A 13843-nucleotide genomic window follows, 5' to 3' on the forward strand; every position below is an offset into this window, starting at 1 on the left:
GCGGCAGGCCCTGACGGTGTGCAGCGCGGGGCGGGTCCTGACGGTAGACGCTCCGGCGGGGCTGGCGTCATGGTGGCCGCAGATCACGCCGCATCTGCCCGGGGTCGCTTCCGGTCTCCTCCCGGCATCGGCTCCGCCATCCGCCCGTTTCATAAGGATGCCGGACGGGCTGGGGCAGAGGGATGTGCGGCGCTGGCTGGGGGCCCACCTGCACCGGTTGCACTTGGCGCACGGAACCGTCTGCGTGCACGCGGTTTGCCTCCAGTCGCCTGTAGGGGGCGGGGCGGTGGTGCTGCTCGGGGGACACGGCGCGGGAAAGACGCTGGTCGCGCTCGCCCTGACACGGCACGGCTGGCGGGTTCTCGCCGGCGACGTCACTCTGCTGGACTGCTCTGGTCCCGGCGACCCACTGGCGCTGGGCGGCACCAGTGCGTTCTTGATCCGGCGCGCCTCGGTCCGCCGCTGGTTTCCCGAGTTCGGACTCGAGTCCTCCGGGCCGCCCAAGGTGGACGTGAGCGACCGGCCCGACCTGGCTGTCCTTTCCCCCAGCGGTGATGTGCGAATCGCAGCCGCCCTGGTGGTCGATGTCGATGGCGGCCCCTTCGAGAGCAACGCTGCTGTCGAGCAGGTCGATAGGCATACGGCCGCGAACGTGTGGTTGAGAGCCAGTGGACACCTGTTGGAGCGCGTGCTCGACGCAGGGCACGGTGATGGAGTGGCGCTGCGCGAGGTCGAGGATGTCACGGCGTATCGGCGGCGTATTTCCCTGGTCCGTGGCCTGGCCGAACGCTTGCCGCTGTACACCGCCTTCGGGACGCCGGAGCGGATCGCGGCCTGCGCCGCTGGTCTGGTAGCCGATCATCAGTTGACCCGCGGAGTGGGAGACCGGCGATGACGGCCATGGATACGCGCGTTCCCCGTCACTATGCGGGTGCGCGCGTCGCTCTGGCTTACGGGCAGGCGCGGGTGCTGCCACCGCTGTCAGGCGGAGTGCCCACGGGCTGGGCGGCAGGGCGATGGAGCGTGTTGAGTCCGGGAACGGAGCGGCGGCACCTGACCGGCCCGCCACGAGAGGCCGGCTATATGACCCTCGGCCGCCGCAGCGACCAGGAACGTTGGGCTCTGGCGCCCGTGCCACATGGCGCGGTATTCGACCCGGTCTGCCCCGGTGCCGTCGTGGTGCCGGCAGGGGTGTCAATACAGGTTGCGGCGGTGGCCCGATTCCAGCAGATCGCAGTGCTGGGCCTGAGCCGCATCCCGGCCGGCGTCGACATCGACAACGCGGTGGTGGTCGGCTCGGGGCCGATCGCGCTTGGCTGTGTATTGGAACTGCACCGCCGTGGCGCCACCGCCGTGCGGGTGGTGACCGCGCGCAGGCTCACGTCGATCGCCACGATGACCTACGTGCGACGCGTGAGCGCGGCAGATCTCGGCACGGCTCCGCTCGTGATCGACGCGGCCGGTGCGCCGCGGCGTGCGGCGGGCTTGCTCTCCCCCGGCGGTATTCTCGGCCTGCTGGGAACGCCGATCGCTGAGGAGAGCATTTCAGCGCTGGCAGCGCATCGCGGCGGGTGGACGGTCCTGGGGATGCACGAACTCGCGCCGGCTGCGCCGGGCGGTTACCAGAGCGCCTACACCGCAGCCGTCACCTGGCTGGCCGGACACATCGATCGGGCGCTGGTCGAATCCTGGTGCCGCATCGTTCCCGGCCGACGCGCCCCGGAGATCTATCGACTGCTCGACTCGCCTGAACGTCCGGCTGAACCGGTCGTCCTCTTCGACTGGGAGACATCGTGATCCCAACGCAGGTGGGTCTGTACAGCATCTCGCTGCGCGGACTGGACGTCCCCGATCTACTTGTCTGGGCCGCGGAAGAGCGAGTGCCGTTCGTGCATCTGCGTGGCGGCTCACGTGGGTTTGATCTTTTGCGGCAGACGGCGAAGGCGCTGGGCGAGTGGCGCGCGTGCGCCGAGGACACGGGCGTGCCGGTGACCGGCGTCACCACGGATCTCGATCTGGCTGACCTGTTCACGGGATCGGCCAAGGCCCAGGTACGGGCGCGGGATGAGCTGGCCCGGTTCGCCGAAGCGGCCACGGTGCTGGGGGCGAGGTGGGTGCGGCTGCTGGCCCGCGCTGAACCGGGCGGCGCCTATCTGGCGGCTCTGTGTGATGACGTCGTGCCCTGGGTGCCGGTGCCGGTGCTGGTCGAACTTCATCATCCGCTGTGCCTCGCGCCTGCTGCCCGCACCATGCTGGAGGCACTGCTTATGCGTACGCCACGGCTACGGCTGCTGGCCGACACCGCACAACTCGCCGCTGCTCTCCTGCGTGCCGGGGACGAGAGCGGTTCCGCGCTCGCACGCGTCCTCGCGTATGCGGAGGTACTGCACCTGTCGGACTGCGGCAGGGGACTGAACAGTCCCGGCTCCGTCGACGTGGGCACGCTCGCCGCCGCCCGGATCGCTGCCGGTCAGCAGGTCGAGGTCGCGGTGGAGTGGACCGGTGCCCTGCGCACCCCGGCCGAGTGCCTTGCCCGCTACCGACGCGCGGTCGCATGGTGGCACAGCCGTCTCGGCGAACCGCAACGATCCCGGCACCTCGGGCATCCGGCCAAGCCCCAGTGTGACAAGCCTCAGTGTGGTTGGCCGTTCACCAGCGGTGACGTGAGAGAAAAGGAGCAGGGAGACATGCCGAACCCGGCCGCCGTGCAGGTCACCGAGGTCCTGGCCGACGCCTACGGTCTTATCGGGGCAAGGTTGGCCCGGCTGGACGGACAGGTCAGCATCAACTATCGCGCGACGACGGCCGAGGGCCGCAGAGTGTTCGTCAAGAGCTACACCTGCGGCTCAGACCTCGCGGCGGAGGAGGAGGCGATCGCGCAGACCAGGCTGGCCGGTGACCATGGTGTGCCGGTCGCCGCCATCGTCCCCTCGGTCACCGGCGAACTGATCACCCGCCGTGGCGATACCGCTGTGTCCGTCTGGGAATGGCTGCCGGGCCACTCCGTGGAGAGCGGGTTCAACGCCGTGCAGCAGGTCGCCACCGGCCGGATGCTGGGCCGTGTCCACCGTGCTTTCGCCGGCCACCCGGCCAACGCCCACCCCTCTCCCAGAGCCAACCGATGGCTCAACCCTGATCTGAGCAAGCGCGTGGCGACAATCGACACGCTCCTGGCCCTCATCAAAGATCGAACGGAACAAGAGCCCTTCGATCGGCAGGCCGCCGACACGTTGGCCGAGCGCCGTACTCAACTGCTGCGTCTGCCAAGCTTGATCGCCGCGTTGCCTCCACTACATGCCCAGGTGCTGCACGGCGACTACAGTCCCAAGAACCTGCTCTTCCACGGCAACGCCATCACCGCGGTGGTGGACTTCGGCCCGGCGGAGCCGTTCCTGACCAGCTACGAACTGGGTCGCATCGCGTTCGATCCCCGGTCCGTCGCGCTCGGGGAGGACTGGATCGCCTCCGGCATGGCCCTGGTGGCCGCCTACCTGGAGGAAAACCCCTACCTGCCCGCCGCTGACGTAACCGCCTGCGCCCGTGTCGCCCTCATCCAACTGATGGTCAGTCTCTACGGCGTCAAAGAGCACTACCTGCAGCCCGGATTGATCCAAGACGACCTCGATCGGTTCTGGCTGCTGCGCCACCGCGCGGCATCACGTCTGCTGCACCACTTGGACGAGGTCGAGGAAGCGCTGGCGACCGTCGCCCCCAGCAGTTCTATACAGCGCGGGTAAACGGCCGCCCGCGCTCCGCCATCCGGCGGCCCTGATCCATTCATGAAGGAAGGAATCCCCCAGATGAGCACCACATCCCCCGAGGCTGGCCAGGCGCCCTGGACGACCCTGCGCGGACCGATCACCAAAGAACAGATCCACGCGATCACGAAGGCAGCCGCCACAGCGCACCGACTCACCGCTGACCACCCCACCGACCGCGTCGTACGTCTGACCGACCCGGCGTGTCCGTCGTCCACGGTAACGGTGCGCTGGAAGCCGCTTCCGCCACAGCCGCCCCGCACGCTGGGCTATCAACTCCCCCCGCCGTCCCAGGTCGAACTTCTCATCACCCCCGGAACCGGCGAGGTCAGCCACGTCCTCGCGGTAGAACTTCATGAGCGCCTGGCCGAGGCCACGCTGCCGTACACCAGCAGTGAACTGGACGGAATCCGTGATTCCATGCCCCTTCTGCGGCGTTACAGCAGCCCTGACCCTATCTTCGAGTCATGGGCGCTGATCTTCCGCGATCACTTCCTCGAACACAGCGTCGGGTTCGTCCTCGGCATGGAGAATGCCGGGATTCCGGCTCAGTGGATCTACGTCTTGGACAAGGGTGATCGCACGGCGGGCCGCGACCGTATCCGCGCTACCTTCCGCACACGCGGCTACCGCACCGGCCTGCTGGACAACACCGCTGTCAACGAACCCGGCGCTCACGCTGCCGAGCTGGAACGCGTCATGACGGACATCGATGCGTTCATCGACGACGCTCATGCCGCCGGCCGCAAGGTGCTGGTGGTGGACGACGGCGGGCTGCTCGCCCGAGGATATGGCGGGGCGGCTGCCGCGCGGCGTGTCGATGCCGCCCTGGAGTTGACGGTCAGCGGCATCAAGCGCATCGCCGCCGCCGGCCCGCTGGGCATACCGGTGCTGAACATGGCCCGCAGCACGGTAAAGACCAGGCTGGGTTACCGGGAGATCGCCGACTCCTGCACGCGTAGACTGCGCACGATGCTGCCCGACCACAAGGTCATCGGCCGTCCCGTGCTGCTCATCGGCTACGGCACGCTCGGGTCACGCATGGCACCGGCATTGCGCACGCTCGGCTGCCGGGTAACCGTCGTCGACACCGACCTGCCCGCTCTCATCGACGCCGCCGAGGCCGGTTATGCCACCTACCGCACCGCGGCCGAGGCCCTGCGCAGCACCAGCGCGTTCCTCGTGATCGGCACCACCGGTGAGCCAGCACTAACCGAAAAGGACCTCGCGCTCCTGCCCGACGGCGCGCTCCTTGCCCCGTTCGCCACCCGTGATTTCTCCGTCCTCACCGAGCATGCCGAGAAAGCAGCCGAGATCCCCGGCATCGGGCTACAGTTCCGCTTCGATGACGGCCGCGCCATCACCCTCCTGGGAAACGGCCGCAGCTTGAACCTCTTCGAGGCCGACTCCATCCCCAACCAGGGCTACGACGCCTACCGCGCCGCCACACTCATCGCCACCCGGCACCTGTGCACCGACCCCGACCGCGTCCCACCCGGTCTGCATACCCAACCAGCCGACCACGCCATCGCCAGCGCCGGCCTTTTCGAGGCCTACTACGACCTCCACCTCGCACCGCACAACCACGCCCGCCGACTTCCCGCTACCGCGACGGTGCGGGAACGCCCTGTGGCCAACGCATGTGTGGTCGGCTACGGCGTCGCCGGTCGCCTGCACGCCACGATCCTCGAAGATCTCGGCGCCCGCGTGACGATCATCGACCCAAAGCATCAGCACCTGCCCAAGACCCAACGCGCGTTCACCCAGCAGGTCAGTGATCTGCCCCCGAGCGTGGCCGAAGGCGTCGACCTGTGGTCGATCTGCTGCCCCACCACGGACCACCTCCCGGTCCTACGAGCCGTCCTGGCCCACAACCCCGCAGCACGCATCCTGCTGGAGAAACCCGCGTGCCAGGGACACGAGATCGACACCTTCGCCGACCTGCTCACCCGGCACCCGATGTCCCGCGTCGTCGTCAACGACCAGTACCGCCGCTCCCGGGCGGTGCCCGCGCTCAGCGGCCTGATCGCCCGCTTCGAGCCCGACACCGCGATCAACCAGATCGCGATCACCTTCACCAAGGACCGCAGCGGAGATATCACCACCGGCAGATTCATCGATCGCGACTACGGAGTCCTGGGTTATGAGTGGCTGCACATGCTCGCCGTCTTCGCCGGGATTCTTCCCGCTCCGATATTGGACGGCTATCTGACAGGCGACCCGGGATCCAGCCAGTTGTGGGCGACCTACGACCCGAGGCTGTTCGTCGCCGCGCTGACCGAACGCACGACTGTCCACCACGATGAGGGCAAACCGCTCCACCTGGAACTGGCCTCCTCCATCCTCGGACCCAGCATTCTCCTGGGTCACGTCCCAGCACCCCGTCCCCCCTGGCGGCAGGACATCCGGCCCTCCGATGACCGACACCGGCACGTCGCCATCCATGCCGGCACCACCCACTTCGCCCTGCACCTCGAACCCGTCACCGCCCCCGACGGCTGGCAACTCGACCGCAACCACCACCGTCTCACCGCGACACGCGACGGCCGAATCCTCCACGACGAAGTCCTTCACGACTCCCCCATGGAAAACTCCATACGCCACGCCGTCTCGCAACTCACCGGCACGACGCCATTGCCATCGCTCGACCTCACCCCGCTGCGACGCATCGCCGCACTCGCCAACGTCCTGCACAACACCATGCCCCAGTACATCGGATCATCCCCTGGGCACCGGGCCAGCGCGTGAAGCCGCCCAACCGAGCGTGTCATCGCTTTCGAGAAGGCGGAGCACCAACTGAGGCAGCCGGCCGCCGATCGGCGGCCAGCACGGGGCCCACACGCGGCACGAGCGCCGCGTACACGAAGGCGGCGCGGTTGGGATGTGTCGAGGTAGCGGGCCGCTGCCTCTGGTCGATCTCGGCCTGACGCACCCATCCTCGAAGCACCTCGCGGTGGACGCCGAGCCGGCCGAGCACCCGGATGATCGCCCCAGGAGCGCCGCCAGTCTGCCAGCGGATCTCAAGGCGCGGCTTCTGAGCCTTTGCGTACGGCTTACCCGCCTGTGGGCTGTGGCTTCGGCCGGATCGCCGGGCGTCCCGTTACCGTCATCCCAGAGAACCGGAATGTGATCCCACGGCCGCGAGCGGGAGGACGGCGATGCGCCAGTTGACGGCACTCGACGCCCAGTTCCTGAGCGTGGAGTCGGCCACGACGACCACCCACGTCGCCGGCCTGGCGATCCTCGATCCGACGCCCGCACCGGGTGGCTCGGCCGGTCCGGTCGCGGGCGGCCCGAATAACCCTCGTGGCCCGAACAACCCTGACTGTTCAGGCAACCCTGGTGGCCCGGTGACCCGCGACCGCCTGGTCGCCCTGCTGCGCGAGCGTCTGCACCTTGCCCCTCCGCTGCGGATGCGCCTGGCCAACGTGCCGTTCGGACTCGACCGGCCGTACTGGATCGACGACCCGAAGGCCGACCCGGACCGCCACGTACACGAGACCGTTTTGCCGGCCCCGGGCGACGACCGGCAGCTGGCCGAGCACGTGGCCGGGATCCACGCGCGGCAGCTGGACCGGCGGCGTCCGCTGTGGGAGGCGCACCTGATCCACGGCCTGGCGGGCGGCCGGGTCGCCCTCTACATCAAGGTCCACCACTGCGCGATCGACGGCGTGTCCGGGTCGGAGATCCTCTCCTCGCTGCTCGACCCGTCCCCCGAACCGCGCGCCGTCGAGCCCCCGCCCGAGGTCTCGCCACCCGATCCCGGGCCAGGGGTCTTCGGGATGCTGGCCGGGGCGATCACCCGGTCGATCGTCCAGCCGGTCGAGACGCTGTGCTCGCTCGCCCGCGCCGCGGCCGACCTGGACGCGCTGCCCATGCTGGCCGTGCCGCGCACGCCGTTCAACGGTCCGATCACATCCGAGCGGGCCTTCTCCTTCGGATCGGTCCCGATGAGCGAGGTCAGGCGGGTCGCCCGGGCCTTCGGGATGGGCCCGAACGACGTCGTGATGACGCTGTGCTCCTCGGCGCTGCGCCGCTGGCTGCTGGCCCGCGACGCGCTGCCCGGCCGTCCGCTGGTCGCGGCCGTCCCGGTCGCGCTGCGCAGGTCGGCCGGCGGGGCGGGCGACGGAGTCGGCAACCGGATATCCGCCATGATCACGCCGTTGGCCATCGACGTGGCGTGCCCCAAGGAGCGGCTGTCGGCCGTCCGCTCGGCGATGGCGACGGCCAAGCGACGCTTCGCGCGCTCCCACAGGAGCTGGCTGAGTGACGTCTGCGCCGTGCTTCCCTCGACGCTGTCCACGCTGGCCACTCCGGTGGCGTTCCGGCTGGCGGGGCTGGCCGGGGCCGGGGTGAACCTCATCGTCTCCAACGTCCCCGGACCGCGGACGCCGCTCTACCTGTGCGGGGCGCGGATGGTATCATACCACCCGCTGTCCGTGGTGACCGACGCCACCGGCGGGATCAGCATCACCTGCGTGTCCTACGACGGGCGGCTGGACTTCGGCATCGTCGCCTGCCCGTCCCGGGTGCCGGACGTGTGGAGCATGATCGGCCACCTGCGCGACTCCATGGACGAACTCCTGGATCTCCTCTGACCTATGCGAGGTTGCCGAGTGCGTGGGCGATCAACTCGGCGACGGCATCGGGGTCGATGTGGTGACCGGTGAGCAGGCAGAGGCTCTCCTGGTAGATCAGGACGGCGGCGAACGTGGCGGCCGCGGCCTCCAGCCGGGCGGCGTCCCCGCGGCTGCCCGGCAGCGCGAGCTCCAGAGCGAACCGGGCCCGCCTGATGATCTCACTGTTGAGGCGGCCCAGCCGCTCGCGGACGCTGCGGTGGGTGTCCGCCTCACGGAACAGGATGCGCCGCATCGCCGGGGAGGCACGCAGCGGAATCCGGCGGGCCAGGCGGGACAGCGTGCCGGCCGGGTCTCCCGGGAAGGCCTCGACTTCCTCGTCGGTCACCACCGTCCGCTCGTCCACCAGCGAGATGAGCACGTCGATCTTCCGGGGGAAGTAGTGGAAAACGAGCCCCTTGGGCACCCCGGCCAGCTCCGCGATCCGCGCCGTGGGGGTGGCGTCGTAGCCGCCGCCCGCGAACAGCTTCTCGGCCGCGTCCATGATGCGCGCGCGAGCGCCGGCGTCCGGCGCTTCCTTCCTGTCCACAGGGCAGACGATAGCCACTGCCGACCCCCTCACACCATGCCGCCACGGTCAGGGCGGCCACACCCCGACCGTGGCGTACGGACGATCATCAGACGATCAGTGCTGGGAGGCCTTCTCGGCGCCGAGGCCGGTGAGCGAGCGGACCTCGATCTCGGCGTACTTCGCCGCGTTGTGCTCCTTGCTGAGGATCGTCCCGAGGTATCCGGCGAGGAAGCCGATCGGGATCGACACGATGCCGGGGTTGGACAGCGGGAACCAGTGCCAGTCGGAGTCGGGGAACATCGACGTCGCCGCACCGGACACCACCGGCGAGAAGAAGACGAGGATGACCGACGCGATCAGACCGGCGTAGATCGCCGAGACCGCGCCCGCCGTGTTGAACCTCTTCCAGAAAAGGCTGTAGAGGATCGCGGGCAGGTTGCCGGAGGCCGCGACCGCGAAGGCCAGCGCGACCAGGAAGGCGACGTTCAGCGACTGGGCGAAGACGCTCAGCGCGATCGAGACCGCGCCGATCACGAAGGCGGAGATCCTGGCGACCACCACCTCCTGACGCTCGGTGGCGTTGCCGCGCTTGAACACGTGGGCGTACAGGTCGTGCGCGAAGCTGGAGGAGGACGCGAGCGTCAGCCCGGCGACCACGGCGAGGATCGTGGCGAACGCGACCGCCGCGATGACCGCGAGCAGGATCGTGCCGCCGACCTCGCCGAAGATCAGCTCACCCGCCTTCTGGGCGAGCTGCGGCGCGGCCGTGTTGCCCGTCTTGTCCTGCGCCACGATCGCGTCGCGGCCGACCAGCGCGGCCGCGCCGAAGCCGAGCACCAGCGTGAGCAGGTAGAACACGCCGATGATGCCGATGCCCCACTGCACGGACTTGCGGGCGTCCTTCGCGGTGGGCACGGTGTAGAAGCGGATCAGGACGTGCGGCAGGCCGGCGGTGCCGAGCACCAGGGCCAGGCCCAGGCTGATCAGGTCGATCTTGCCGGCGAGTCCCTGGGCCTCGGTGCCGTACTTCAGACCGGGCTGCAGGAACGCCTCGCCCTTGCCGCTCTGCGCCGCGGCGTCGCCGAGCAGGCCCGACAGGTTGAACCCGAACTTGCCGAGGACGAGCAGGGTGATCAGTGCGGCGCCGGTCATCAGCAGAACGGCCTTGACGATCTGCACCCAGGTGGTGCCCTTCATCCCACCGAAGACCACGTAGATGATCATCAGCAGGCCGACCGCGATGATCGTCCAGATCTTCCCGGCCTCGGAGTGAACGCCCAGCAGCAGGCCGACCAGCGCGCCGGCGCCGACCATCTGGGCCAGCAGGTAGAAGATGCTCACGACGATCGTGGACACCCCGGCCGCGGTGCGCACCGGGCGGGGCGACATCCGGAACGCGAGCACGTCGGCCATGGTGAACTTGCCGGAGTTGCGCATCAGCTCGGCGACGAGCAGCAGCGCCACCAGCCACGCCACCAGGAAGCCGATCGAGTAGAGGAACCCGTCGTAGCCGGACAGCGCGATGATGCCGGCGATGCCCAGGAACGACGCGGCCGACATGTAGTCGCCGCCGATCGCCAGGCCGTTCTGCAGGCCGCTGAACGACCGGCCGCCCGCGTAGTAGTCGGCGGCGGTCTTCGTGTTGCGGCCGGCCCAGAAAGTGATGCCGAGCGTGGCGGCGACGAAGACGACGAACAGGATCGTCGACAGGGTCTCGTGACTCACTTGTCCTCCTCCTCGGCACGCAACTCGTCGGCGATCGGGTCCAGCTTGGCGGCCGCGTGCCGCGAGTACAGCCAGGCGATCAGGAACGTCGAGACGAACTGCAGGATCCCGAACAGCAGGGCCACGTTGAAGTGGCCGAACAGCGTGGTCCCCATGAAGTCGCGGGCGAAGCCCGACAGCAGCACGTACAGCAGGTACCACACCAGGAACGCGACAGTCATCGGGAAGGCCCAGGAGCGGTAGCGCCGGCGCAACTCCTGGAACCGTTCACCCGCCTGTATCCGCTCGTAGACCGATGAATCATGCTGAACGGTCACGTGCCCTCCTTCGACAGTGATCTGGATCACCTCAACGTATGAGCCCGCTCCCAGCCCTTTCGAGACCCGCACGGCGACGCGTCGCCCAGCCGTACCGCCCGGTCGTTCACATGAGAAGCACGTGCGACGAAAGGTCGATCCCGCGCGCCGAACGGTCGAGCCTCAGACCGAGCGCGGACGCCAGTCGCCACGGTCGACGTTCAGCGTCTCGGGGGTGTGCAGGCGGACCATCGTCCTGGCCACGCCGGGCGGCACCCGCGACGGCGTGAGCAGGGAGACCAGGATCATCACCGCGAACGCCACAGGCACCGTCCAGGCCGCCGGCTGGGACAGCAGCGCGCCCGTCCAGCCGTCGTACGGCCCGCCGGTGATGGTGGCGAGCACGGCGACACAGGCGAGCCCACCCCCGACGAGCAGTCCCGCCATCGCCCCGGCCGTGGTAAGCCTGCGCCACCAGATGCCCAGCACGAGCAGCGGGCAGAACGACGAGGCGGCCACCGCGAACGCCAGCCCGACCACGGTGGCGACCGGCAGCGACCTGGCGGTCCCCGCCAGCACGAACGGCACGACGACGGCGAGGACCGTGGCGATCCGGAACGAGCGCACCCCGCCGCGCAGGATGTCCTGCGCGATCACGCCCGCCACCGACACCGTCAGCCCCGACGACGTCGACAGGAACGCGGCGAACGCTCCCGCCGTGACCAGCGCGGTCAGCAGTTCGCCCAGCGTCCCGCCGATCACCCGGTCGGGCAGCGCGATGACCACCGTGTCGCTCTCCGGCAGGCCGTACACCCGGCCGAGGTAGCCGTAGGCGGCGGGGATCAGGTAGAAGGCGCCGAGCAGGCTCAGCACCACCAGCGTCGTCCGGCGGGCCGCCCGCCCGTCGGGGTTGGTGTAGAAGCGCACGAGCACGTGCGGCAGCCCCATGGTCCCGAGGAACGTCGCCAGGATCAGCGAGTACGTCTCGTACACCACGTGGTCGCGGCCGTGCAGCGGCAGCGCCCACGTGTCACCCGGGGCGAGCCCCGGCGCGCCGTCGGCCCGCCAGGCGAGCAGCATGAACACCAGCGGCACCGCGAGCGCGGTGAGCTTCAGCCAGTACTGGAACGCCTGGACGAACGTGATCGACCGCATCCCGCCCGACAGGACGTTGACCGCGACCACGACGGCCACCAGCAGGCAGCCCGTCCAGGCGGGCGCGCCCGTGATCGTACGGAAGACCAGCCCGGCGCTCTGGAACTGCGGCATCAGATAGAGCCAGCCGATCAGCACGACCAGCACGCTGGAGACCCGGCGCACGGTCATCGACTCGAGTCGCGCCTCGGCGAAGTCCGGCAGCGTGTACGCCCCCGACCGGCGCAGCGGGGCCGACACGAGGACCAGCAGCACGAGATAGCCGCCGGTCCAGCCGACCGGCAGCCAGAGCATGTCGGCGCCGTGCGCGAGGATCAGCCCGGCGATGCCGAGGAACGACGCGGCCGACAGATATTCGCCGCCGATCGCCGACGCGTTCCACAGGGGTGAGACCGTCCGGGACGCGACGTAGAAATCCGAGGTCGTGCGCGAGAAGCGGATGCCGAACGCGCCGATCAGGACCGTCGCCAGCAGCACGATGACGACCGCGGTGATGCCGCTCACTCAGCATCCGCCGGGTCCGCGACCGGGTCCGCCGGGGCGACCGGGTCCACGATCTCGGCGAAGTCCCGCTCGCCCCGCTCGGCCTGCCGGACGTAGAGCCACGCGCCGACCACGAAGGCGGGGTAGATGAACCCGGCCAGCACCGCCCACGCGAGCGGCACGCCCAGCAGCCGTACCTCGCCCAGCTCGGGGACCAGCAGGAACAGCAGCGGCAGTCCGCCCACCACGCAGGCGAGCAGGGTGCAGACGAACAGCGCCAGGCGGAACTGGGTCCGCACCAGCGACCGCATGTAAACCTCGCCGAGTTGGGTCTGCTCGTCTATCTCGCGGGTCAGCGGATGGCGGGGGCGGCGCGCGGCGCCGGTACGCGGACTGGTCACCACGACCCGGCGCGGCTTCCCGCTCATCGCGCACCCATCGGCTCACCCATCGCACTCAGCATGACTCATCCGTCCCGCTTGGCCCGGCGGGCACGACGCACGAGGAGATCGCGTAGCTCCCGGGTATGACGGCGGCTGACCGGGATCTCGGTCTCCCCGACCCGTACGACGCACTTGCCGGAGTCTATGTGCAGCTCGTCGATGTGCTTGACCGCGACGAGATGGCTGCGATGGACCCGCAGGAAGCCCGCCGTCGCCCAGCGCTCCTCCAGCGTGGCCAGCGGGATGCGCACCAGGTGACTGCCGCTCGCCGTGTGCAGCCGGGCGTAGTCGCCCTGGGCCTCGACGTACCGCACCTCGGTGCTCGCCACGAAGCGGGTGACCCCGCCCAGCTCCACCGGGATCGTGTCCACCTCCTGGCCCTCTGACGAGTCGGTACGGCTCCCGCACACGCGCCTGATCGCCTCGGCCAGACGCTCGGGCCTGACGGGCTTGAGCAGGTAGTCCTCGGCCTTGAGCTCGAACGCGTCGACCGCGTGATCGTCGTACGCGGTCACGAACACGATCTTCGGGGGCCGGGTGAACCTGGTCAGCAGCCGGCCGAGCACGACGCCGTCGAGGCCCCGCATCCGGATGTCGAGGAACACGGCCTCGACGGGCCGGCCGTCCGCCATCGCTCGATCGAGCAGCTTCAGCGCGGCGGCCCCGTCACGGGCGGTCAGCACGTCTCCGATCCGCGGGTCGGCCCGCAACAAGTAGGCGAGATCCTCCAACGCGGGCTGCTCGTCGTCCACCGCCAGGACGCGCAGGCCGGTCACCACACACCCCTCTCACCGCCGACGATCCCCTAGAGAGTGATGACCCGGGCACTGGAAAG

11 protein-coding genes are annotated in these 13843 nt (G+C 69.5%); 5 read left to right on the forward strand and 6 right to left on the reverse strand.

Annotation, left to right across the window (positions count from 1 at the left end; all coding sequences use genetic code 11):
* Positions 1–286 precede the first annotated feature (286 nt).
* The 5 genes from ACFHYQ_RS13590 to ACFHYQ_RS13610 all read left to right on the forward strand — a co-directional run bounded on the left by ACFHYQ_RS13590 (position 287) and on the right by ACFHYQ_RS13610 (position 8356).
* Positions 287–895 carry a hypothetical protein gene (locus tag ACFHYQ_RS13590; protein ID WP_394301482.1) on the forward strand — a complete coding sequence of 203 codons (609 nt, stop codon included), beginning with the start codon at positions 287–289 and terminating at the stop codon, positions 893–895.
* Positions 892–1797: a hypothetical protein gene (locus ACFHYQ_RS13595; protein WP_394301483.1), complete on the forward strand. Its 906-nt coding sequence runs from the start codon at positions 892–894 to the stop codon at positions 1795–1797. The genes ACFHYQ_RS13590 and ACFHYQ_RS13595 overlap by 4 nt, the downstream gene beginning before the upstream one ends.
* Complete coding sequence (locus ACFHYQ_RS13600; protein WP_394301484.1) at positions 1794–3737, forward strand: phosphotransferase; 1944 nt, start codon at positions 1794–1796, stop codon at positions 3735–3737. The genes ACFHYQ_RS13595 and ACFHYQ_RS13600 overlap by 4 nt, the downstream gene beginning before the upstream one ends.
* A 63-nt stretch (positions 3738–3800) precedes the next feature.
* Positions 3801–6506, forward strand: a complete 2706-nt coding sequence (locus ACFHYQ_RS13605; RefSeq protein WP_394301485.1) for a Rossmann-fold NAD(P)-binding domain-containing protein — start codon at positions 3801–3803, stop codon at positions 6504–6506.
* Positions 6507–6916: 410 nt separating this feature from the next.
* Positions 6917–8356 carry a WS/DGAT/MGAT family O-acyltransferase gene (locus ACFHYQ_RS13610; RefSeq protein ID WP_394301486.1) on the forward strand — a complete coding sequence of 480 codons (1440 nt, stop codon included), beginning with the start codon at positions 6917–6919 and terminating at the stop codon, positions 8354–8356.
* Position 8357: 1 nt separating this feature from the next.
* Here the strand turns inward: ACFHYQ_RS13610 and ACFHYQ_RS13615 are convergent, their stop codons facing one another.
* The 6 genes from ACFHYQ_RS13615 to ACFHYQ_RS13640 form a co-directional block, all read right to left on the reverse strand.
* A complete protein-coding gene (locus ACFHYQ_RS13615; RefSeq protein ID WP_394301487.1) occupies positions 8358–8924 on the reverse strand; it encodes a TetR/AcrR family transcriptional regulator in 567 nt (188 codons plus the stop codon).
* 96 nt (positions 8925–9020) lie between these two features.
* The gene (locus tag ACFHYQ_RS13620; RefSeq protein WP_394301488.1) at positions 9021–10631 is read right to left on the reverse strand and encodes a monocarboxylic acid transporter; all 1611 of its coding nucleotides are present in this window, start codon (positions 10629–10631) and stop codon (positions 9021–9023) included.
* Positions 10628–10948, reverse strand: a complete 321-nt coding sequence (locus tag ACFHYQ_RS13625) for a DUF485 domain-containing protein (protein ID WP_239089732.1) — start codon at positions 10946–10948, stop codon at positions 10628–10630. The genes ACFHYQ_RS13620 and ACFHYQ_RS13625 overlap by 4 nt, the downstream gene beginning before the upstream one ends.
* A 162-nt stretch (positions 10949–11110) precedes the next feature.
* Complete coding sequence (locus ACFHYQ_RS13630; protein WP_394301489.1) at positions 11111–12586, reverse strand: sodium/solute symporter; 1476 nt, start codon at positions 12584–12586, stop codon at positions 11111–11113.
* Entirely contained in the window at positions 12583–12993 is a 411-nt protein-coding gene (locus ACFHYQ_RS13635; protein ID WP_394301490.1) for a hypothetical protein, read from the reverse strand. Before ACFHYQ_RS13635 ends, ACFHYQ_RS13630 begins: the two co-directional genes overlap by 4 nt.
* Positions 12994–13031: 38 nt before the next feature.
* Complete coding sequence (locus ACFHYQ_RS13640) at positions 13032–13784, reverse strand: LytR/AlgR family response regulator transcription factor (protein ID WP_394301491.1); 753 nt, start codon at positions 13782–13784, stop codon at positions 13032–13034.
* Positions 13785–13843 lie beyond the last annotated feature (59 nt).

The sequence above is a fragment of the Sphaerimonospora cavernae genome, from assembly GCF_042435035.1.
GTDB classification, from domain to species: domain Bacteria; phylum Actinomycetota; class Actinomycetes; order Streptosporangiales; family Streptosporangiaceae; genus Sphaerimonospora; species Sphaerimonospora cavernae.